The following is a 20,762-nucleotide window of genomic DNA, read 5'->3' as shown; positions in this document are numbered from 1 at the left end:
GAAAGGCAGGCGCGCGCCGGCACTATATTGCCATGGAAAGCGCACGCTGCAGATAGGGGGCGGTGGGGCTGTCCGTGCTGGCGATGGACTCAGGTGTGCCCTGGGCAACGATCTGCCCGCCGCCCTGGCCGCCTTCCGGCCCCATGTCTATGACCCAGTCTGCGGTCTTGATGACATCCAGATTGTGTTCGATCACCAGGACGGTATTGCCCGCTTCCACCAATTGATTGAGCACTTGCAGCAGCATCTGGATATCCTGGAAGTGCAAGCCGGTGGTCGGCTCATCCAGGACATACAGGGTTTTGCCGGTACCGCGCCGCGCCAGTTCCAGCGAAAGCTTGACGCGCTGGGCTTCGCCGCCTGACAGGGTCGTGGCGCTTTGCCCCAGGCGGATGTAGGACAGGCCGACGTCCGCCAGCGTTTGCAGGCGCCGGGCGATGGCCGGGACCGCGTCGAAATATTCCAGCGCCTGCCCCACCGTCAGGTCCAGCACTTCGCTGATATTGCGGCCCCGGTAACGGATTTCCAGGGTTTCCCGGTTGTAGCGTTTTCCGTGGCAGGTATCGCAAGGCACATACATATCCGGCAGGAAGTGCATTTCGACCTTGACCACGCCATCGCCCTGGCAGGCTTCGCAGCGGCCGCCCTTGACGTTGAAACTGAAACGGCCGGGGTCATAGCCCCGCGCCCGGGCTTCGGGCACGCCGGCGAACAGTTCGCGCATAGGGGTGAACAGGCCGGTGTAGGTGGCCGGGTTGCTGCGTGGCGTGCGGCCGATAGGGCTTTGGTCAACCGTGATGATTTTGTCGAAATGCTCCAGGCCGGTCACGGCGCTGTAAGGCGCGGATTCTTCCTGGGCGCGGTTCAAGGCCATGGCGGCGACACGCGCCAGGGTGTCGTTGACTAGCGTCGATTTGCCCGAGCCTGACACCCCGGCAACGCAGACCAGCTTGCCCACAGGCAGGCGCAGATCGACGTTTTTCAGGTTGTTGCCCGTGCAGCCGGAAATTTCCAGCCAGCGGGTGTCGGGATCGACGCTGCGGCGTTGCGGAATGGCAACGGCGCGCGTGCCATTGAGGTACTGGCCGGTCAGCGACGCAGGCTGCGCCTGGATCTCGGCCGGTGTGCCCTGCGCCGTCACGGTGCCGCCGTGCTCGCCTGCGCCTGGCCCCATATCCACGACCCAGTCGGCCTCACGGATCATGTCTTCGTCATGTTCCACGACGATGACGCTATTGCCCAGGTCGCGCAAATGCTTGAGCGTGCTGATGAGGCGGTCATTGTCACGCTGGTGCAAGCCGATGGACGGTTCATCCAGCACATACATGACGCCGGTCAGGCCCGAGCCGATCTGGCTGGCCAGGCGGATGCGCTGGGCTTCGCCGCCGGAAATCGTGGTGGCGCTGCGATCTAGGGACAGATAGCCCAGGCCGACATTATTCAGGAAACGCAGCCGGGCGCTGATTTCATTGACAATACGCGCCGCGATTTCCTGGCGCGCGCCTTCCAGCGCCAGATTGTCGAACCAGGTCTGGCAGGCGGCCAGCGGCATGGCCTCGACCTCATAAATGGCCAGACCGGTTTCCTGGCCCAGGCGCTCGCCCGGCGGCATGTCGTTGCCGATGCGGACATGGCGGGCCTCTGCGCGCAGGCGCGAGCCGCCGCAATCGGGGCAGGTCTGGATGCTGCGGAATTTTTCCAATTCCTCGCGCACGGCGGAAGAGTCGGTTTCGCGCCAGCGCCGTTCCAGATTCGGGATGATGCCTTCGAAGGGGTGGCTGCGTACCGTGCTGCGGCCTTTCTCATTCAGGTAGGCGAATTCGATTTCCTCGGTGCCGGAGCCGTGCAGCACGATCTGGCGGACGTCTTCGGGCAAGTCATCAAACGGGGTTTCCAGATCGAAACCATAATGCGTTGCCAGGCTGTTGAGCATATTGAAGGCGAAGGCATTGCGCCTGTCCCAGCCCTTGATGGCGCCACCGGCCAGACTTAGCTCGGGGAAAGCGACAATCCGTTTGGCATCGAAAACACCAACCTGGCCCAGGCCGTCGCAGCAGGGGCAGGCACCCATGGGGTTATTGAAGCTGAACAGGCGCGGTTCCAGTTCCGTCAGGCCGCGGCTGCAGACCGGACAGGCGTAGCGGCTGGAAAAGACCTGTTCAGCATTGCTGTCCATATCGAGAACCAGAATGCGGCCCTGCGACAGTGACAGCGCGGTTTCCAGGCTTTCCGCCAGGCGCGAGCGCACACCGGCGCGCACCCGCAGCCGGTCAACCACGACATCCAGGCTATGGCGGGCATTCGGGTCCAGCGCCGGCATGCTGTCGATATCCGTCATCTCGCCATCCAGCCGCAGGCGCACATAGCCTTGCGCTTGCAGATTGGCACATTCCGCTTCGAAGCTGCCCTTGCGGTCATGGGCCACGGGGGCGAGAATGGCGATGCGGCTTTCCTCGGGCATGGCCAGGATGGCATCGACCATTTGCGCAATGCTTTGCGCCTCCAGCGGCTGTCCGTGCTCCGGGCAATAAGGCGTGCCAACTCTGGCATACAGCAGGCGCAGATAGTCGTGGATTTCTGTTACCGTGCCGACGGTGGATCGCGGGTTGTGGCCGGCGGATTTTTGCTCGATGGCGATGGCGGGGGACAGGCCCTCGATCAGATCGACATCAGGCTTGTCCATCAGTTGCAGGAATTGGCGCGCGTAGGCCGACAGGCTTTCGACATAGCGCCGCTGGCCTTCGGCATACAAAGTGTCGAAAGCCAGGGAAGATTTGCCAGAACCCGAGACGCCGGTCATCACCACCAGCTTGTGGCGGGGCAGGTCCAGGGAAATGTTTTTCAGGTTATGGGTGCGTGCGCCGCGTATGCGAATTTCGTCCATCCGGTAGTCACAGATGCGTAGGCCAACTTGGTACTATAGCGCCCTTCAATGTAGTGCGTAGAGGAGAACGGCATGGCGTCGGTCAACAAGGTCATTATCGTGGGCAACCTGGGGCGCGACCCCGAAGTCCGCTACAGCGCGGATGGCGCGGCAATCTGCAACGTATCCGTGGCAACGACTTCTCAATGGAAAGACAAGGCAAGCGGCGATCGCCGTGAGGAAACGGAATGGCACCGCGTGGTGTTCTATGGCCGCCTGGCCGAGATCGCTGGCGAGTACCTGAAGAAGGGCCGTTCCATTTACCTCGAAGGCCGCCTGAAAACCCGCAAGTGGACGGACAAGGAAAACATCGAGCGCTACACCACGGAAATCGTGGCTGACCAGATGCAAATGCTGGGCGGCCGTGAAGATGGCGGTGGCGGCGGTGGTGGCGGCAATTACGGCGGCGGCCGTTCCGGCGGTTCCGATTATGGCGACGCGGCGCCCGCGCCGCGCCAGATGACGCAACAGCGCCAGGCGCCGCAGCAAACCGCGCCGCGCCCCAGCCAGGCTGCAAATCTGGCGGATATGGACGACGACATTCCGTTCTGATCCCGCAGACAGAAATGGGCCGGCCTGATGCCGGCCCATTTTTTTGCTGCCCGCGCGCCATGTTCCTGGCTTCTAGGCGCCGCCCAACCCCGTCCGGCCCAGATTGGCGCGGGTGAAGTGCAGCATGGATGGGCCGCGCTGGTCCAGGCAGAGCTGCTTGAAGAGTTCAATCGTGTGCATTTGCACGCTGCGGCGGTGCACGATGCCTATATCGACATGCGGCACGGCCTCCGAGCAGGGCAGCAAGCTTAGTTTTTCCCGCGCCACGCTGTCTGACAAGGCATAAACCGGCATTAGCGCGACGCCATTGGTGATGGAGACGATGCGCTTGATGAACTGGGCATCGTTGGATTCCGTCAGGATGCGGCCATAGCCGCCGCCGGGCAGCAGCAGGGTATCCATGATGTCGCGGGTGCCGCTGCCAGATTGAAACAGCACGAACGGAAACACACGCAACTCATCGAGCGAGACCGCGTCCTGCTGTGCCAGCGGGTGGCTGTTGCGCACGATGAAAGCGTGTTCCGTTCGCCCCAGCGCAACGGTGACCAGTTGCCGGTTCGCTTCGATGATGGGCGCGAACGCCAGGTCGGACGTCCCGGATAGCACGCGCCGGACCGCGGCGTTGGCTGTTTCGGCCGCAGTGAAAATGACTTCGATGCCGGGATATTTTTCCAGAAAGGCTTCACAAAGGTCGCCCAGCACATAGACGATGGATAGAGAGGTCGCGGCAATCCGCAAGGTGCCAGTGACCGGTCCTTTGCGGGTGCGTGCAAAGCGCGTTTCCAGGGCGGCGAGTTCCGCCTGGATGCGCCGGGCCGACGCCAGCACGGCCTGGCCTGCTTCGGAAGGATAGACCTTGGGGCGGGCGCGGATCAGCAGCGTTTCATCCAGCTCCTCTTCCAGGCGCCGCACTTGATGACTCAGGGCGGATTGCGTCAGATCCAGCTGGGCGGCGGCTTCGCTGAAGCTGCCGGTGTCCACGATGGCCTGCAAGGCCTTGAGTTGCTTGATTTCCATGCCCGTGTCCCTTTGAAAGACTGCCTGGATTGTAGTCTTGAGTATGAAAATAATTAATGGATATTAGCAATAAACGTGATTGACCGTCATAAATGCTGGCTCGTAGACTGTTTGTGCGTGATAGCTGGCGGTTTGCCGCGGAGGTACGGAGATCGCGTGCTTGCCCGTATGGAGACGGGCGGGGCGGCAGCACCAAGACAAACAATAAGAAAGAGCCGGCTGCTGACAGCCGGTTTCGATATCCATCAATGGAGACAACATGCCTACGCTTGAATACATGCGCGAATCCCGTGGAGAACGCCAGCCTGGCAATTGGCGCGCTTTCGTATCCTGTTTGGTTTTCCGCAGAGAGGGCAGCGCCATACGGCATCCCCGCGCGGCCGCGCATGCCGCCGTTGCCGTTCTGGCTGCGGCGGCCGCCAGTCTGCTGGCGGCACCTGCTGCCGCCCAGGAAGTGACTTTGCGCGCAGTCAGCGCGTTTGATGAAGGGTCATTTTTTTCCCGTCATTTCGAACAATTGGTCGATAAGATCAATGCGGAAGGAAAAGGGCTCGTGCAGATCAACTATATCGGCGGCCCCAAGGCTGTGCCGCCGTTCGAGGTCGGCAATGCCGTGCGCAACCGGGTGGTTGATCTGGTTAACGTGACTGGGGTGTTCTACACCAATATCGTGCCCGAGGCGATTGCCATGGCCTTTACCGACCGCAGCACGGAAGAGCTGCGCGCCAACGGCGCCATCGACTACATGAATACGCTGATGGCGCCCAAAGGCCTGATTTATCAGGCCAGGCTGAGCGACCATGTGCCGTATCACATCTATACCAACAAGGGTTTCGATGGAGACCTGGACGGGCAGAAAATGCGTATCACGCCGGTATATCGCGATCTGTTCCGGGCGCTGGGTGCGACCGTGGTGCAGACTGCGCCAGGCGAACTGTACACGGCGCTGGAACGCGGTGTGGTGGACGGCTATGGCTGGCCCATCGGCGGCATGCTGGATCTGGGCTGGCATGAGAAAACCAAGTACCGGGTCGATCCTGGGTTCTACAGCTCCGAAAATGGTGTGCTGATGAATCTGGCCGTGTGGAATAGCCTGACGCAGGAACAGCGTGATTTCCTGAGCCAACAGTTTGCCTGGGCGGAAGCACAGAATGCCACCTACCAGCAGGAGGTGGCCGAGGAGGCCGCGCGCCAGGCGCAGGCCGGTATTCACGTCATTGCGCTGGATGAGGCGGCGGCGGAAAAACTGCGCAAGACAGCCAGTGATGAGGCCTGGGGCAGGGTGAAGGAAATCAGCCCCAAGCATGGCGACAAGTTGCAGGCGTTGTTCGGCCAGCCCTGACCCTGAATTATTGGATGCGCACCGCGTGGCGGCCTCGGTGAGGTCCGCCCGCCGGTTTGCGCCCGTCTATTTCTCTGCGAGGTACGTCCATGAACATGGCATCCCGTTTTTATGGGCAGCTGCTGTATCTGTGTTTCAGCATTGCCTGCCTGATCCTGCTGGCCATGACGCTGTTGATCTGCGCCGATGTGCTGTTTCGCAATACTGGCTGGCTGGATCTGTCCTGGAGCAATGAGGTATCCGAACGGATGCTGGCCGTCATGACGCTGTTGGCCGCGCCCTGGCTGTTGCGCCAGGGCCAGCATATCCGCGTCGATATCCTGCTCCAGGCGCTGCCGGCCCGGGCGGGCTGGTATTGCGAATGGCTGACGGATCTGCTGGGCCTGGCTTGCAGCCTGATCCTGGCGATCTGGGGCTGGCAGGTAACCTGGGAAGCCTATGAGGGCGGCGGCATGGTGACCAAAACCCTGGTCACGCCGGAGTGGTGGGCGACGACGCCCTGGGTGCTGGGGTTTGCGCTCCTGAGCCTGGAATTCATCTTCCGCATGGACCGTCTGCGGCGCGCCAAACACCAGCCGCGGCATGACGCCGTGTCGGCCAGCTGAGACGGCGCCATCCGCGTTACCCCGGACATTCCTACAGCACGGCGCGCGCCGCGTGCCTGAATCAAGGTATAGACCATCATGACATGGCAACTTGCTGCTTTATTTCTTTTCGGAGGCTCGACAGTGCTGCTGTTTCTCGGCATGCCCGTCGCCTTCTCATTTCTTGTGATCAATGTGCTGGGCGCATTGCTGTACCTGGGCGGGGAGCCTGGCCTGGGGCAATTGGTGCGTAATGGTTCAGCTTCGGTCACCAGTTTTTCCCTGACGCCGATTCCCTTGTTCATCCTCATGGGGGAGGTGTTGTTCCATACCGGCGTGGCGATGAAGGTCATAGATGGCATCGAGCGGCTGATACGCGCCGTGCCGGGCCGGCTGGCCGTGGTCGCGGTGGTGGCCGGAACGGTGTTTTCCGCTATTTCGGGATCGACCATCGCAACCACGGCCATGCTGGGCAGCCTGCTGATGCCCATGATGCTGCAACGTGGCTACAAGCCCACGATGGCCTGCGGCCCCATCATGGCCATCGGGGCGGTCGATATGCTGATTCCGCCGTCAGCGATTACGGTGCTGCTGGGGTCTTTGTCCGGTATTTCGATTTCCAAGCTGCTCATCGGCGGGATTACCCCGGGCTTTATCCTGAGCCTGATTTTCATCGGCTACATCGTGGTGCGCGCCACCCTGAACCCCAAGAGCGCACCCAATAGCGAATTGCAGCCTTACTACGGCTGGGCGCGTTTCACGCCGTTCCTGGTGTATGTGCTGCCGCTGGCTGCCATCTTCATTGTCGTGGTCGGTTCCATGCTGGCGGGCTGGGCCACGCCGACGGAATCCGCGGCCCTGGGCGCTCTGGCCAGCATTTTGATTACCGTGCTGTACCGCGCCCTGACGCCGCGCAAGCTGTTCGATGCGCTGAAAGGGACGATGGTTATTTCCGCGATGATTCTGTTCATCATCCTGGGTGCAGCCACGTTCTCGCAGATCCTGAGTTTTTCCGGCGCTACCAATGGCCTGGTGCAATTGATTACCGGCACCGGACTGTCAACCACGGCCATCATTGCTTGCATGTTGCTGTTGCTGATCTTCCTGGGGCTGTTCATCGAGCAGATCTCGATGATGATGATTACCTTGCCGGTCTTCATGCCTATCGTGAATCAACTCGGCGTGGATCAGGTGTGGTTCGGCATCATGTATCTGATCTGCATGCAGCTGGGCTTGCTGCTGCCGCCCCACGGCATGTTGCTGATGACCATGCGCGGCGTGGCGCCGCCGGAAGTGTCCATGGCCGATATCTTCCGCGCGGTGACGCCTTATGTGCTCATCACGCTGGTGCTGCTGGCAGCCATCTTCTACTGGCCGGCCATCGCGACCTGGCTGCCAGCGCGCTTCGGCTAGGCATTTCCTGACGCTTTCATTTTTTTCAGGCCCTCCGCCGCGCGGGCAGGGGGGCGCTCGGCTCAACGATTCCACGGGAGACACCATGGCAGAGCGATCATTCAAGCAAGAAGTCAAAAAACTGCGGCTGGGCGCCGGTCAGGAGTTCGAGGGCGAGGGCATCCTCGCCGTGACCAAGGCGCTGCTGCAGGCAGGTGTGGCCTATGTTGGCGGCTATCAGGGCTCGCCGGTATCGCACCTGATGGATGTGCTGGCCGATGCCAGCGAAGAACTGGACGCGCTGGGCGTGCATTTTGAGAGCAGCGCCAGCGAAGCCACGGCGGCAGCCATGCTGGGCGCGTCGGTGCATTATCCCTTGCGCGGCGCCATTACCTTCAAATCCACGGTTGGCACCAACGTGGCCTCGGATGCGCTCTCGAATTTGGCGTCTGGCGGGGTCACTGGGGGCGCGCTGGTGATTCTGGGTGAAGACTACGGCGAGGGCTCCAGCATCATTCAGGAACGCTCCCATGCCTTTGCGATGAAGTCGCAGATGTGGCTGCTGGACCCGCGCCCCAATCTGACTTCGCTGGTCAATGCGGTCGAGCGCAGTTTCGAACTGTCGGAGGCCAGTCATACGCCGGTGATGCTGACGCTGCGGGTGCGTGCCTGCCATTTTCATGGCCGCTTCCAAACCAAGGACAATCAGGCGCCGGCCTTTTCCCTGAAAGAAGCCATGGAGAATCCGCGGCGCGATGTGGAACGCATGGCGCTGGCCCCGGCCACATTCCTGCATGAGCATGAAAAAGTCGAATCGCGCTGGCAGGCCGCGCAGCGCTACATTCGCGACCAGCGGCTCAACGAGTTTTTTGAGGGTGAGGAACGCGGGCTGGGCATTATCGTGCAGGGCGGTATCTACAACACCTTGATGCGGGTGCTGGCGCTGATGGGGCTGGCGGATATCTATGGGCAGACTCACCTCCCCATTTATGTGATGAATGTGGTCTATCCGGTGCTGCCTGATGAGGTCTTGCAGTTCTGCGAGGGTAAAGCCGCCGTGCTGATGCTGGAAGAAGGCCAGCCGGAATTCATCGAGCAGGAACTGCACACGATTTTGCGGCGCGCCGATGCGCCGACCCGGCTGCATGGCAAGGACATGCTGCCGCGCGCGGGCGAATACACGCCGCGCGTCTTGCTCAAGGGCTTGCGGCAATTTTTCCAGGCGCATGCCCCGGCGCTGCTGGGCCGACGCGCCTTGCCGCCAGGCGTGGCCAGGCTGCTGGACCCCAAGGTGATTCCGATTGTGCCATCCATGCCGGGCGTGGCCTTGGAGCCCGTCTCGGGCGTGCTGCCGCGGCCGCCATCGTTTTGTACCGGCTGCCCGGAACGGCCAATTTTCACGGCGCTGAAAATGACCGAAAACCGCCTAGGCAAGCACTATGTCAGCGCGGACATCGGCTGCCATCAGTTTGCTGCGCTGGCGCCATTCAATATCGGCGCGACGTCCATGGGCTACGGCCTGGGCGCCGCCGGGGCGGCAGCATTCAATACACCGGAAACCGACAGGCGCACCATCAGCATCATGGGCGATGGCGGTTTCTGGCATAACGGCCTGACCTCGGGCATAGGCAATGCGGTCTTCAACCGCAGCAATAATGTCACTGTTATTGTTGATAACGGCTATTCCGCCGCCACCGGCGGGCAGGACATCCTGTCTTCCAAGGCCGACACTCCTGCCCGAACGACGCACCAGAGCATAGAGGCTGCGGTCAAGGGCGTGGGCGTCAAATGGGTCAGGACTGTCACCAAAACCTATGACTTGCAGGCCATGCGCGCCGTGCTGGAAGACGCGTTGACCAGTCCGGACAGCGGTCCCAAAGTGGTCATCGCGCAGTCTGAATGCATGCTCAACCGGCAACGCCGGGAACGGCCGAAACGGCGCCAGCTGGCCAAAGAGGGTGTGCGTATCGTCGAGGAAAAATTCGGGGTGGACCCCGATACCTGTACCGGCGATCACTCCTGCATTCGTTTGTCAGGCTGTCCTTCGCTGTCCATCAAGCCTAACCCTGACCCGCTGCGCCGCGACCCGGTGGCGGCCGTGCTGCCGAGCTGCGTCGGTTGCGGCCTGTGCGGTGAAGTGGCGCATGCCGCCGTCCTCTGCCCGTCTTTCCACCGGGTCAGCCTGATATCCAACCCGCGTCCCTGGGAGCGCTTCAAGGCACGCCTGGCCGCACGCGTCATCCGGACGCTGCAGGGCCGCCTGGCGCGCAAGGAGTTCTACCATGTTGCCTGATAACCCGCTTATGCCTATCAAAATCGCCATTCTTGCCATGGGCGGAGAAGGCGGGGGCGTACTGGCCGACTGGATTGTCTCGACAGCCGAGCACGCAGGCTTTCACGCGCAGAATACTTCCGTGCCGGGGGTGGCGCAGCGTACCGGCGCCACGCTCTATTACGTCGAAATCCTGCCGGTGCCGCGCGCGGATTCTCTGCCGCCGATTCTGGGGCTGATGCCGGTACCGGGCGATGTGGATATTGTGCTGGCGTCTGAATTGATGGAGGCGGCACGGGCCGTGCAGCGCGGCCTGGTCACGGAAGACCGGACCCTGTTGATTACCTCCACCAACCGGGTCTATGCCATGCCGGAAAAAATGGCGATGGGCGATGGCCGTCAGGATGCCGGGCAACTGCGGGCAGCAGGTGAGCGCGCCGCCCGGCAGTTCGTTGGCCAGGATTTTGCGGCATTGGCTGAACAGCACGGCAGCATCATCAGCGCCGTGCTGTTCGGCGCGCTGGCGGCCTCGGGCGCGCTGCCCCTGGCGCGTGCCGAGTTTGAGGCCACGATCACGCGCAGCGGCGTCGGCGTGGCCAGCAGTCTGGCGGCATTCCAGGCAGGCTTCCAGGCTTATGAGGCGCCGGCGCCCGCGCCGCAACCGGCAGAGGCAGGCGGGGCAGCCAGCCTGGCGGACACGATCGCGGCAGACTCGCGCCTGGAGACACTCATGCAGCGTATTGCGCGGGACTTCCCCGCTGCCGCGCATACCGTCCTGCAGGCTGGCGTTGCGCGGACTGCCGACTATCAGGATCTGGCTTATGCCGGCGAGTACCTGGACAGGCTGGCGCCCATCCGCGCCGTGACGGCCAGTGACGGACAACTGTTGCAGGATTGCGCCCGGCACCTGGCGCTCTGGATGACCTTCGAAGACACGGTCAGAGTGGCGGAGCTGAAAATCCGTCAGGGACGTTTTGCACGGGTCAGCCGGGAATACCGGCAGCAGCCCGGACAACTGCTGCAAATCAATGAGTTCCTGCACCCGCGGCTGGAAGAGGTGGCCGATTCCTTGCCTGCGGGTCTGGGGCGCTGGCTCTTGCGCAATGCTTGGGCGCGGCGCCTGGGCATGCGCCTGACACGTAAGGGCCGGGTGGTGCGCAGCAACAGCCTGGGCGGCTTTTTACTGCTGTACGGGGTTGCCTCACTGCGTGCGTTGCGCCGGCGTTCCTTGCGGTTCCTGCGAGAGCAGGCCGCGATCCGCGTCTGGCTGGAGACCATCCAGCGGTATGCGGCGGCTCAACCGGCGCTGGCCTGCGAAATTGCCGCATGTCAGAATCTGGTGAAAGGCTACGGTGACACGCATGCCCGGGGCTGGGCCAACTACCAGCGCATTATTGCTGCCTTGCCCAGGCTGGCGGGCTTACCCGACGCCGCGCAGCGGCTGGCCGCATTGCGCCAGGCCGCGCTGGCGGATGAGCAGGGCGAGCGCCTGGCCGAACTACTACCTTAGGAGAGACAAGGATGTCGCAACAAGTTCATACCGTCCCTATAGATGTGCTGTTCCGGCACTGTGATCCGGCGGGCATTGTGTTCTACCCGCGCTATGTCGAAATCCTGCACGATATGGTTGAACATTGGTTCAACCATGGCTTGCGCATTGGCTATGAAAGCCTGCATGGCCAGTATGGGCTGGGCATCCCGACGGTCAGCCTGCATGTGGAATTCAAAGCGCCAAGCCGCCTGGGCGATCACCTGGCCGGCAAGCTGACTGTGGAAAAAATGGGCCGCAGCTCGATGCATCTGAACCTTGATCTATGCGGACCTGATGGTGCCGTGAGAGTTGAAGGCAAGGCCATCGTTGTCTTTGCGTCGATTGCAGAACTGCGCCCGGTCGAAATCCTGCCTGAATTCAGGGCCCTGATCGCGCCCTACCAAGCGGGCGGCGCAAGCCAGTCGGCCTGAGCCGATGGCCGGGAACCCGGCGCAGCCGGAACCGCGCGATTTGCCGCCGCGCGCGGCCCGGCCACGGGGCGACTTAGCATTTTGTCAGCCGCAAAACCTCAAAACGTCTTTCTCAGCTTGCGGTCCAGTGAAATCAGCCCTCCGCCGAAAGCGGCGAAAAACAGGCAGCCGAAAGCCCATAGGCTGGATAGCTGCACGGCCTTATGCTGCAAAGTCGAGAGCAAAGCAGCGCCGCCATCGGCAAGACGCTTGGCGCCATTGGCCGTCACCAGCGCAGCCGTTTCCTTGATGGCGGCAATGCCATCCGGACTGAGCAAGGGCTCGACATTATAGGGAAAATGCAAGTGATACCAGACAGTCGTGAACAGCATCACGGCGTTGGCCAGTGCGAAAGCACGCGTATATAGCCCGAGGATAATCGCGATACCGCCCACGACCTGAACAAGCGCCAATAGCGGTGAAAACAGCCAGCCGGGATGGAAACCGATATTCTCGACAAAACCGACCTGGCCCAAAGGATCCAGAATCTTGGGCCAGCCCTCGATCAGCAGCCAGCCGCCTAGCGCCACGCGCAACAGCAGCCAGCCCAGCGGCTGCGCGAACTGGTTATAAAAACCCGCCAGTTTGGGGATAATCAGCTGGTCCGGCGAGGCATTGAAATCCAATGGTGTTTTCATGGCAATCCCGAGATCAAAAAGTAAAAAAGACCAGCGGCAGCATATCCCTGCCGTTGTTGCGGCAATGCTTGCAATAATTGTTGATCGCGCGTCAAAGTGCAAGCATTAGTTGGTCATAAAGAAGCGGTAGCCAAATCTGAGCCAAACATGAAAAACCTTTGCACCAGCGCAGACATTGCGTCCCGCCAGCCCCGGTTTGCCTTGATCCCCATCGGCGCGTTTGAACAGCACGGCCCGCACCTGCCGGTAACGACCGACACCCTGATTGCCCAGGCAATCGGGCAGGCCGTCTGCGCACGGGCCAATGGCCTGCTGGTGAGTCCCATCACCGTCAGCTGTTCGCACGAACATGCCGGTTTTGCCGGAACGGTCTCGGTGTCGGCCACGACGCTCGCCATGCAGGTCAACGACATGGCAGACTCGCTGGAACGGGCTGGCTTCACGCTCGTTGTCGTCTTGAACTGCCATGGCGGCAATTATGTGCTGTCCAATGTGGCGCAGGAACGCAACCTGGGCCGCCCGCATCTGCTGTTGCTGCCAGCGCGTCAGCACTGGGAGGCCGCCGTGGCCTATGCCGGCGTGGAAAGCAGCCCGAGCGCCGACATGCATGGCGGTGAAATCGAAACCTCGCTACTGCTGCATCTTCAGCCGCAGGCTGTACGCACCGACCTGATCCGGGACCATGCAGCGCCGCAGCGGCCGCTGCTGACCTTTCACGGCATGCGCCACTACGCCGAACAGGGCATCATCGGATTCCCCTCGCGGGCGACGGCCGAAAAAGGCCGCCTGCTGCTCGAAAAAATGGCGGAACTGCTAGCGCAGGAAATAGTGTTGTGCCTGGCGCCAGCAAGCGCTAGACCGAATCCGGATTGCCCTTGATCGCCCAGCCGCCATCTACAGATAAGGTAGCGCCCGTGATATAGCTGGCGGCCGGGGACACCAGGAAGGCTGCCGCGGCGGCGATTTCTTCCGGGGCGCCCAGCCGGCCCAAGGGCGTGCGGCCCTGAATGGCAGCCATATCCAGCGCTCCTTTGCGTTGCAGCTCCAGCGTCAGGGCGGTGGCGACATAACCGGGGGCGATGGCGTTGACGCGTATGCCTTGTTTCCCCCATTCCACGGCCATGGCGCGTGTCATGCCCAATAGGCCGGCTTTGGCTGCGCTGTAGGCATTGCGGGCGGGAATGCCCACGAAGCTGGCGATGGAACCGGTATTCAGAATCGCGCCGCGGTTGCCGCGCGCATCCGGCGTTTGGCGCAGCATATGCGCGGCAACCGCCTGGCTCATCAGAAAGGCGCCGCCCAGATGGATGGACAGCAGACGGTTGAAACCCGCGGCAGTTTGCTGCAGCGTGGGCGCGGCCTGCTCACCGATACCGGCATTGTTGATCAAGGCGTCTATCCGGCCGAAGTGCGCCGCTGCCGCCTCCACGGCATGGCGCACGCTGTCTTCCTGGCTGACATCACAGCCCAGACCCAAGTGGTCCGGCCCCAGTTCTGCCGCGCGCTGGCTGGCTTGCGCGCCATCCAGATCCAGTATGGCTACGCGCCAGCCCAGGCTGGCCAGATGGCTGGCCGTCGCCCAGCCTATGCCGTTGGCGGCGCCAGTGATAAGAATGGTGGACGGGGCAGGGGGGGCTTGCATCATTTGTCTCCTTGTTTTTTTGCAGGATCCGCAGAATCTATGATAGAAATCGGATTCCAATATTGAATCATGTTCCAGTTTTTGAGTGTGGCTGGATGACATGGACGGCCGCATCCCCAGGCAGCAATCGTGGATGCGCCGCGCTGCCCGCCGCCCTGGCGCCGGCAGCGTGTTGCTGGCGCGACCGCGCTTTCTGGATGGATGGCCAGTGAAACCGAATACGATTCTGCCCCTGCAGCAAGATGAGCCGCTGCCCGATGTCAAATACCTGCGTTTTCTCGATACGCTCTATCGCACACGCCGCTTGAGCCGGACAGCGGAACTGCTGGGCCAGAGCGCGCCAACCATGAGCATCTGGCTGGCCACCTTGCGCGAACAGCTGCGTGACGCATTGTTTGTCCGCACCCCGGAAGGCATGCAGCCAACCCCGCGCACGGAGGCGCTCATGCCGCTGGTGCGCACGGCCCTGGCGTCGTTGCGCGGCATCGTGGCAGGCCCGGAGGCCTTCGACCCGGAAACCGCGCAACGGCAATTCCGCCTGTGCATGACTGATGGCGGCATGCTGACCTTGTTGCCGCGCATTCTGGCGCATCTGCGGCTGCGGGCGCCGCAAATCAAGCTCAAGGCCATCAAAGTCAGCGCCCGTACCCCACGCTTGCTGGAAAACGGCGACGCCGATCTGGCGCTGGGTTTTGTGCCGACGCTGGCGACCGGGTTTTATCAGCAGGCTTTGTTCGACCAGGTCTGGGTCTGCCTGGTTAACCCGGATCATCCTGTCATCAGCAAACGCCTCGATCTGGCAACCTATGCCCAGGCGCGCCACATTGAAATCCCGGAAGGCACGGGGCACGCCATGCTGGCAGATGCCCTGGCGCGGCATCAGATCGTGCGCCAGGTTGCGCTTGAAATCCCGGTCTATCTGGGCATGCCGGCCATTATTTCGTGCAGCGATCTGATCGCGACGGTGCCCAGTCTTACTGGCCACACGCTGGCGCGCCGTTCCGGTCTCAGTATTTACCCGTGTCCAGTGCCGGTGCCGCCATTTACCGTCATGCAATATTGGCATGAACGGGTGCATCTTGATGCCGGCCACCGCTGGTTCCGGCAAGTGATCCACGAAGTCTGCGCTGACCGCACGCGTACACCCGCATCCCTTTGATTGGCGGCGTTTGTGCGCCATTGCAGCCGATGGCCGCGTGGCGCTCTGGCGCTGCTGCCGCCGCGATTGTTGCAGCGCAGCGTTTGCGCCCGTGTGAAACCGGCAGCACGCCATGTTTGCGAAAGGCAAACATGCACTTTGCCTGTGCCCCAATGCCAGTCCGATGACCGCTTCCTAGAATTCGCAAAAAAACGAGGAGGCAAGAATGAGGGTATTGGTAACCGGAGGCAGCGGTTTTCTGGGGGCCTGGGTCATTCGCCATTTGGTTGCTGCCGGGGTGACGCCGGTCGTGTTCGACCGGGTCAGCGGCCGCGAGAAAGTGGCGCAGGTGGCCGGGGCGGCGCTGGCGCGTGACCTGGTCTGGGTCGTGGGCGATATCCGCCGCTGCGACGATGTAATGCTGGCGGCAGAAGGTTGCCAGGGGGTGGTGCATCTTGCCGGGATGCTGACGCCAGACTGTTCCGCCGACCCGGTGCTGGGGGCGGAGGTAAACCTGATCGGCACGCTGAATGTGTTTGAAACGGCGCGCCGCTTCGGCATGGCGCAGGTGGCTTATGCCAGCAGCGCGGGGGTCTATGGCCCGGAAGACAATCATGTGCCGCTGCCCGCCACCTTCTACGGTACCTACAAGCTGGCTTGCGAAGGGGCGGCGCGGGCGTATTGGCGGGACCATGGCATTGCCAGCGTGGGTTTGCGGCCTTTCGTTGTCTATGGCCCTGGGCGTGAAAGCGGCCTGAGCGCCGGCCCGACGCTGGCCTGCCGGGCGGCAGCGCGGGGCGAACCCTATGTGCACCCCTTCACCGGCACTTGCGGCCTGGTGTATGTCGAAGATGTCGCGGCGGCTTTTGTGCAGGCCGCCCTGCAACCGGCCCCGGGAGCGCAGGTTTTCAATATGGGCGGCGAGGATGTCGCCGTCGGTCGGCTGCTGGACACGATACGCGCGCAGGTGCCGGATACGCGTCTGCGCGCCGAGGGCCCGGCCTTGCCCATTGCCGCCGGGCAGGGCGAAGCCGGGCTGGATGCATGGTTTCCTGGGCGGCCGCGCACGGCGCTGGCAGACGGCCTGGCACGCACCATTGCTTATTACAGGATCGCAGCACAGCAGCAGGAGCAAGCAGTATGAATCAGGACAAACAAGGGCAGGTCGCATTGATTGCCGGCGCTGCCGGGGGAATTGGCGTGGCGGTGGCGCAGCGCCTGGCGAGCGAAGGCGCCTTGCTCGCCTTGCTGGACCGGGATGCAGAGAAAGTGGCGGCTTTGGCCGAACGCTTGCCGGGCAGTCTGGCGCTGACCTGCGATCTGACCGACGAAATGGAAGTCGGACAGGCCGTCGAGCAGGTGGCCGGGCATTTCGGGCGGCTGGATATCCTGGTGCATAGCGTGGGCCTGATTGGCTCGTCGCTGTCTGTGCATGAACTGCCGGTGAGCGATTGGGACCGCATCATGGCGGTCAATTTGCGCAGCGCTTTTCTGTGCACCCGCGCCGTCGTGGCGCCCATGCTGCGGCAGGACTATGGCCGCATCGTGCACATCGCTTCCATCGCGGGCAAGGAAGGCAATGCGCAGCAATCCGCGTATTCGGCGTCCAAGGCGGGGGTCATGGCGCTGGTCAAGTCGCAAGGCAAGGAGCTGGCGCGTACCGGCATACGCGTCAACGGCATTGCCCCTGCCGTCATTCAGACGCCGCTGGCCGACCAGATGACCCCGGAAGTGAAGGCGGCGGTGCTGTCACGCATTCCGATGGGGCGGCCAGGCGAACCGCATGAGGTAGCGGGCCTGGTGTCCTGGCTGGCGTCGGCGGAGTGTTCATTTTCCACGGGCGCGACGTTTGATTTATCGGGCGGCCGGGCCACGTATTGAGACCGGCAGGCGTCCGCTAGGACGAGGCAGCAAACGCGCTGCGCCCGTATGAAACCGGTGCAGCGACATCATAAAAACCACAGGAGACAGACATGAAAAAAGACGATCCGCGCCTGACGCAGGACATCCCCGCTGGCCGCCGCCAGTTCCTTAAGACTTGCAGCGGCGCGACGGTTGCCGGCCTGGCGGCAGGCTGGTCACTGCCGACGCTGGCGCAGGCCAAGCCCATTGTGCTCAAGGCGGTGGTGCAGCATCGCAATGGCGAGTCTTACAAGAAATGGGCCTGGTTGCAGGAGCAGGTGGCGCAGCGCAGCGACGGCCGGCTGGCTATCGAGATCACCACCATCGGTGAACTGGGCCTGGGCGGCTCGGAAATGCTGCGGGTGCTCAAGAGCGGTGTCATCGACATGGCCGAAGTCCTGCCCGGTTATGTGGCGAGTGATTTCCCGATGATCGAAGCCTGCGATCTGCCGGGAATTTCCAAGAGCTTCGATCAGTCGCGCCATATGTACGACGTCTGGACCAACAACGTTGTGGCCAAACACGAGGCGGTGCTGGGCGGCAAGGTGATCAGTTCCTTCTGCTGGTCAACGATGTTCATGTACACCAAGTTCCCGCTGGATGAACTGGCGAATTTCAAGGGCCGGAAGATCCGCGTGTTCGCGCCGGCGCAGGCTCGTTTCCTGACCGCGCTGGGCGCGGAGCCTGTCAGCATGACCACGGCCGATATGTACCCGGCGTTGCAGCGCGGCATCATCGACGGCGCCATTACCGGCACCGAGCATGTGAAGGCCAGCAGCTTGTGGGAGGTCACGCGCTACATGACCAATATCAATATTCCGCCCATGGGTTCCTACATCGTGCTGGGTTCGCGTTCATGGGCCAAGTTGCCGGCGGATCTGCAGCAGATTTTTGTCGATATCGGCCCGGCGCTGACGGATCTGGGCTGGAAGCTCGGGCGTGACAATGATGTGCTGGGTTTCGAGTATGCACGCGAAAAAGACATGGTGCTGACGTTGGAAGCCAAGCCAGCATGGGTGCCGGAACTGACCCGGATTTCTTCCGAGGACATCGTGCCCTGGTGGGCAGGACGCGCAGGTCCGCAGGCCAAGAAAAACTTCAATGAATACCTGGCGCCTATCGTCGGCTACACGCTGAGCTGAGTGCTTTCCTGCCAACCCTGGTTCCCTTGGCGCGGCACTGCCGTCCGGGGGAGTGCCGTTCCTAGGGGAAGACCGTGATTGTTCTACGTAATTTGTTGTCCCGCCTGGCTGAGTCCATGGCCTGGGTCAGCGGCTTGCTGTTCCTGCTGCTGGCTTTCTATATGACCGGCGATGCGCTCAGCCGCACACTGGGCGGGCCGTTTACCGGCGTGGCAGACCAGGTGGCGTCGCTGACGCTGGCGCTGGGCGCCTCGTGGGCGCTGGCTATGGGGGTCAACAACGGCACTCATGTCCGTTCCGATATTTTGCTGCCTTTGCTGCCCGCGCCGCTCAAGCGGCTGTTCGGCATTTTTGCGCTGATCGGCCTGACGGCCCTGGCGTGGATACTGACCTGCAATTTCTACATCATGGCGCTGGAGTCGTATGAAATCGGCGCCATGCTGCCGCAATCCATTGTGGAAATGCCGCTGTATATCCCGCAGGCTATCTCGACGTTCGGTTTCCTGATTTTTGCCCTGACTTCGACACTGGCGCTGCTGATCGCCATTGCCGGTCGCGCGGGCGCTGATGAAGACGGAGGTGCCTGATATGGCCGCTGTCGTAACAACTTCCCTGCTGGTGCTGTTCGCCTTCTTCATGCTGAGCTTCCATGTGGCCAGCGCGCTGGGGCTGACGGCCGCCATTACCGGCTCCCTGTTTCTGGGGGATATCTGGAGCTTTTTTGCCCAGATTCCCTGGAACAACATCAGCAATAGCGGCCTGATCGTGGTGCCGCTTTTCATCCTGATGGGTGAGCTGCTGCTGCGCAGCGGCGTGACCGAAGATCTGTATGAAACGCTGTCCAAATGGATGGGGCGTGTGCCGGGCGGCCTGCTGCACTCCAACGTGCTGGCCAGTGGCTTGTTCGCGTCGATTTGCGGTTCCAGTGTCGCCACGACCTCCACCATCGGGGCGGTGGCGCTGCCGCAGATGCGCCGGCATGGCTATGATGAAAAGCTGGCCATGGGGTCTATCGCATCCGGCGGCACGCTGGGCATTTTGATCCCGCCCAGCGTCATCATGATTATTTACGCCATCATGGCGGAAGTGTCGATTGCGCAGCTGTATATGGCAGGCATTGTGCCCGGTCTGCTGATGATGGTCGCGTTCATGGTGGTGATTTTCATCGCGGCGCTGGTCGCGCCTTCCAAGGCGCCCCGGTTGCAGACTTCTGCGAGCTGGGGGGAGCGCATACGCGGTTTGCGGGCCATTTTGCCGGTGCTGGTACTGATGTTCATGGTGCTGGGGACGATTTATGCCGGTATCGCCACGCCGACCGAGGCGGCAGGCTTTGGTTCGGTCGGGGCCTTCTTTCTGGCCTTGCTGCGCCGCCGGGTCAACAGGGCCATGCTGCGTGACGTCTTTCTGGCCACAGCGTCCACAACCAGTATGGTGATGCTGGTTGTGGTGACAGCGTTTGTTCTGCAATTCGTGCTGTCGCTGGGCGGTGTGCCGGCCGCCGTTTCCAACTGGATTGCCGGCCTGGGCCTGAGTCAGCTGGAACTGATTCTGCTGATTGCCGTGATCCTGGTATTGCTGGGTACCTTCATGGAAAGCATGGCCTTGATTGTCTGCACCATGCCGATTTTGTTGCCCATCCTGAAAATGGCCGGCGTGGATCTGGTCTGGTTCGGCATCATTGCCGTCATCCTGGTCGAGATGTCGCTGATTACGCCGCCTGTGGGCATGAATCTGTTCGTGATGCAGGGCTTGCGCACTCGGCTGGATGGCGCGCACCGGGTTGGCCCGATCACGCAGGTATTTGCCAGTACCGTACCTTTCGTGATTTCCATGGTGGTAGTGCTGGGCTTGATTATTGCCTACCCGAATATCGCCATGGGGCTGGTGCACAGCATGCGCTAGCGCGGCGTTTGCGTATCAGCGCCTGGCTGCCTGCGAACCGTACACCGGCGGCCAGGCAGCCCGGATGCCTGGCGCGGCGGCCCTGGCGTCAGTGAAAGACGGCTGACTGGGATGGCGCATCCAGCAGCCGCTCCGCCCATTGCTCCAGTTGGGCCGGGCTGGCGTTTTCCAGGCGTTGCAGGTTGTCCGGCGCTATCGCGCCGAACTTATGGTGCAACTGGTGCTGCAGCAATGCTCTCAGGCCAGCGGCATGGCCAGCATCATGCCCCTTCTGGCGGGCATCTTCCAGGCCTAGCCAATAGTCGGTGACGGCCA

Annotated in this window: 19 protein-coding genes; 14 read left to right on the top strand and 5 right to left on the bottom strand. The window is 62.2% G+C overall.

Going from position 1 to position 20,762, the window contains the following annotated elements; genetic code table 11:
• Positions 1 to 22: 22 nt before the first annotated feature.
• Positions 23 to 2,884: an excinuclease ABC subunit UvrA gene (gene uvrA / locus ACTJGZ_RS02465; protein ID WP_441661380.1), complete on the bottom strand. Its 2,862-nt coding sequence runs from the start codon at positions 2,882 to 2,884 to the stop codon at positions 23 to 25.
• A 72-nt stretch (positions 2,885 to 2,956) separates the two neighbouring features.
• Between uvrA and ssb the strand changes: the two genes are divergently transcribed.
• On the top strand, positions 2,957 to 3,475 hold the full coding sequence (ssb, locus tag ACTJGZ_RS02460; protein WP_441661379.1) for a single-stranded DNA-binding protein: 519 nt from the start codon (positions 2,957 to 2,959) through the stop codon (positions 3,473 to 3,475).
• A 72-nt stretch (positions 3,476 to 3,547) separates the two neighbouring features.
• On the opposite strand, the gene ACTJGZ_RS02455 is transcribed toward ssb, so the two are convergent.
• Positions 3,548 to 4,492 (bottom strand): LysR family transcriptional regulator, encoded by a 945-nt coding sequence (locus ACTJGZ_RS02455; RefSeq protein ID WP_441661378.1) that lies wholly within the window; start codon positions 4,490 to 4,492, stop codon positions 3,548 to 3,550.
• A 259-nt stretch (positions 4,493 to 4,751) separates the two neighbouring features.
• On the opposite strand from ACTJGZ_RS02455, the gene dctP (ACTJGZ_RS02450) reads away from it, so the two are divergent.
• The 6 genes from dctP (ACTJGZ_RS02450) (at position 4,752) to ACTJGZ_RS02425 (ending at position 12,044) form a co-directional block, all read left to right on the top strand.
• Entirely contained in the window at positions 4,752 to 5,834 is a 1,083-nt protein-coding gene (dctP, locus tag ACTJGZ_RS02450; protein ID WP_441661377.1) for a TRAP transporter substrate-binding protein DctP, read from the top strand.
• A gap of 89 nt (positions 5,835 to 5,923) precedes the next feature.
• Complete coding sequence (locus ACTJGZ_RS02445) at positions 5,924 to 6,439, top strand: TRAP transporter small permease (RefSeq protein WP_441661376.1); 516 nt, start codon at positions 5,924 to 5,926, stop codon at positions 6,437 to 6,439.
• A 78-nt stretch (positions 6,440 to 6,517) separates the two neighbouring features.
• Positions 6,518 to 7,831 (top strand): TRAP transporter large permease, encoded by a 1,314-nt coding sequence (locus ACTJGZ_RS02440; protein ID WP_441661375.1) that lies wholly within the window; start codon positions 6,518 to 6,520, stop codon positions 7,829 to 7,831.
• Positions 7,832 to 7,916: 85 nt separating this feature from the next.
• The gene (locus ACTJGZ_RS02435; RefSeq protein ID WP_441661374.1) at positions 7,917 to 10,103 is read left to right on the top strand and encodes a thiamine pyrophosphate-dependent enzyme; all 2,187 of its coding nucleotides are present in this window, start codon (positions 7,917 to 7,919) and stop codon (positions 10,101 to 10,103) included.
• Positions 10,093 to 11,592: an indolepyruvate oxidoreductase subunit beta family protein gene (locus tag ACTJGZ_RS02430; protein WP_441661373.1), complete on the top strand. Its 1,500-nt coding sequence runs from the start codon at positions 10,093 to 10,095 to the stop codon at positions 11,590 to 11,592. Before ACTJGZ_RS02435 ends, ACTJGZ_RS02430 begins: the two co-directional genes overlap by 11 nt.
• 11 nt (positions 11,593 to 11,603) lie before the next feature.
• Positions 11,604 to 12,044: an acyl-CoA thioesterase gene (locus ACTJGZ_RS02425; RefSeq protein ID WP_441661372.1), complete on the top strand. Its 441-nt coding sequence runs from the start codon at positions 11,604 to 11,606 to the stop codon at positions 12,042 to 12,044.
• 98 nt (positions 12,045 to 12,142) lie between these two features.
• On the opposite strand, the gene ACTJGZ_RS02420 is transcribed toward ACTJGZ_RS02425, so the two are convergent.
• Positions 12,143 to 12,721, bottom strand: coding sequence for a DoxX family protein (locus tag ACTJGZ_RS02420; protein WP_441661371.1), 579 nt, complete (start codon positions 12,719 to 12,721; stop codon positions 12,143 to 12,145).
• A gap of 147 nt (positions 12,722 to 12,868) precedes the next feature.
• On the opposite strand from ACTJGZ_RS02420, the gene ACTJGZ_RS02415 reads away from it, so the two are divergent.
• Entirely contained in the window at positions 12,869 to 13,600 is a 732-nt protein-coding gene (locus tag ACTJGZ_RS02415) for a creatininase family protein (protein WP_441661370.1), read from the top strand.
• On the opposite strand, the gene ACTJGZ_RS02410 is transcribed toward ACTJGZ_RS02415, so the two are convergent.
• Positions 13,575 to 14,366, bottom strand: coding sequence for an SDR family NAD(P)-dependent oxidoreductase (locus ACTJGZ_RS02410; RefSeq protein WP_441661369.1), 792 nt, complete (start codon positions 14,364 to 14,366; stop codon positions 13,575 to 13,577). The genes ACTJGZ_RS02415 and ACTJGZ_RS02410 overlap by 26 nt on opposite strands.
• Positions 14,367 to 14,571: 205 nt before the next feature.
• Here ACTJGZ_RS02410 and ACTJGZ_RS02405 point away from each other — a divergent pair, with 205 nt between their 5' ends.
• From ACTJGZ_RS02405 to ACTJGZ_RS02380, 6 genes are all read left to right on the top strand, one after another.
• Entirely contained in the window at positions 14,572 to 15,522 is a 951-nt protein-coding gene (locus tag ACTJGZ_RS02405; RefSeq protein WP_441661368.1) for a LysR family transcriptional regulator, read from the top strand.
• A 205-nt stretch (positions 15,523 to 15,727) separates the two neighbouring features.
• On the top strand, positions 15,728 to 16,645 hold the full coding sequence (locus ACTJGZ_RS02400; protein ID WP_441661367.1) for an NAD-dependent epimerase/dehydratase family protein: 918 nt from the start codon (positions 15,728 to 15,730) through the stop codon (positions 16,643 to 16,645).
• Complete coding sequence (locus ACTJGZ_RS02395; RefSeq protein ID WP_441661366.1) at positions 16,642 to 17,382, top strand: SDR family NAD(P)-dependent oxidoreductase; 741 nt, start codon at positions 16,642 to 16,644, stop codon at positions 17,380 to 17,382. The genes ACTJGZ_RS02400 and ACTJGZ_RS02395 overlap by 4 nt, the downstream gene beginning before the upstream one ends.
• Positions 17,383 to 17,474: 92 nt before the next feature.
• Positions 17,475 to 18,545, top strand: a complete 1,071-nt coding sequence (dctP, locus tag ACTJGZ_RS02390; RefSeq protein WP_441661365.1) for a TRAP transporter substrate-binding protein DctP — start codon at positions 17,475 to 17,477, stop codon at positions 18,543 to 18,545.
• A gap of 74 nt (positions 18,546 to 18,619) precedes the next feature.
• The gene (locus tag ACTJGZ_RS02385) at positions 18,620 to 19,132 is read left to right on the top strand and encodes a TRAP transporter small permease subunit (RefSeq protein ID WP_441661364.1); all 513 of its coding nucleotides are present in this window, start codon (positions 18,620 to 18,622) and stop codon (positions 19,130 to 19,132) included.
• Between the two features lies 1 nt (position 19,133).
• Entirely contained in the window at positions 19,134 to 20,447 is a 1,314-nt protein-coding gene (locus ACTJGZ_RS02380) for a TRAP transporter large permease (protein ID WP_441661363.1), read from the top strand.
• A gap of 88 nt (positions 20,448 to 20,535) precedes the next feature.
• Here ACTJGZ_RS02380 and ACTJGZ_RS02375 read toward each other — a convergent pair.
• Positions 20,536 to 20,762 (bottom strand): DUF4351 domain-containing protein (locus tag ACTJGZ_RS02375; protein ID WP_441661362.1); only part of this gene is annotated, 227 nt, incomplete at its 5' end.

This window comes from Kerstersia sp. (assembly GCF_052103615.1).
GTDB lineage: Bacteria > Pseudomonadota > Gammaproteobacteria > Burkholderiales > Burkholderiaceae_B > Kerstersia.
Note: the sequence above shows the minus strand (reverse complement) of the source record. Positions and strands in the feature narration are given on the sequence as shown.

Excerpts from the sequence above, each read along its gene's own strand:
- uvrA (WP_441661380.1), bottom strand. The coding sequence starts at position 2,884 with ATGGACGAAATTCGCATACGCGGCGCACGCACCCATAACCTGAAAAAC.
- ssb (WP_441661379.1), top strand. The coding sequence starts at position 2,957 with ATGGCGTCGGTCAACAAGGTCATTATCGTGGGCAACCTGGGGCGCGAC.
- ACTJGZ_RS02455 (WP_441661378.1), bottom strand. The coding sequence starts at position 4,492 with ATGGAAATCAAGCAACTCAAGGCCTTGCAGGCCATCGTGGACACCGGC.
- dctP (WP_441661377.1), top strand. The coding sequence starts at position 4,752 with ATGCCTACGCTTGAATACATGCGCGAATCCCGTGGAGAACGCCAGCCT.
- ACTJGZ_RS02445 (WP_441661376.1), top strand. The coding sequence starts at position 5,924 with ATGAACATGGCATCCCGTTTTTATGGGCAGCTGCTGTATCTGTGTTTC.
- ACTJGZ_RS02440 (WP_441661375.1), top strand. The coding sequence starts at position 6,518 with ATGACATGGCAACTTGCTGCTTTATTTCTTTTCGGAGGCTCGACAGTG.
- ACTJGZ_RS02435 (WP_441661374.1), top strand. The coding sequence starts at position 7,917 with ATGGCAGAGCGATCATTCAAGCAAGAAGTCAAAAAACTGCGGCTGGGC.
- ACTJGZ_RS02430 (WP_441661373.1), top strand. The coding sequence starts at position 10,093 with ATGTTGCCTGATAACCCGCTTATGCCTATCAAAATCGCCATTCTTGCC.
- ACTJGZ_RS02425 (WP_441661372.1), top strand. The coding sequence starts at position 11,604 with ATGTCGCAACAAGTTCATACCGTCCCTATAGATGTGCTGTTCCGGCAC.
- ACTJGZ_RS02420 (WP_441661371.1), bottom strand. The coding sequence starts at position 12,721 with ATGAAAACACCATTGGATTTCAATGCCTCGCCGGACCAGCTGATTATC.
- ACTJGZ_RS02415 (WP_441661370.1), top strand. The coding sequence starts at position 12,869 with ATGAAAAACCTTTGCACCAGCGCAGACATTGCGTCCCGCCAGCCCCGG.
- ACTJGZ_RS02410 (WP_441661369.1), bottom strand. The coding sequence starts at position 14,366 with ATGATGCAAGCCCCCCCTGCCCCGTCCACCATTCTTATCACTGGCGCC.
- ACTJGZ_RS02400 (WP_441661367.1), top strand. The coding sequence starts at position 15,728 with ATGAGGGTATTGGTAACCGGAGGCAGCGGTTTTCTGGGGGCCTGGGTC.
- ACTJGZ_RS02395 (WP_441661366.1), top strand. The coding sequence starts at position 16,642 with ATGAATCAGGACAAACAAGGGCAGGTCGCATTGATTGCCGGCGCTGCC.
- dctP (WP_441661365.1), top strand. The coding sequence starts at position 17,475 with ATGAAAAAAGACGATCCGCGCCTGACGCAGGACATCCCCGCTGGCCGC.
- ACTJGZ_RS02380 (WP_441661363.1), top strand. The coding sequence starts at position 19,134 with ATGGCCGCTGTCGTAACAACTTCCCTGCTGGTGCTGTTCGCCTTCTTC.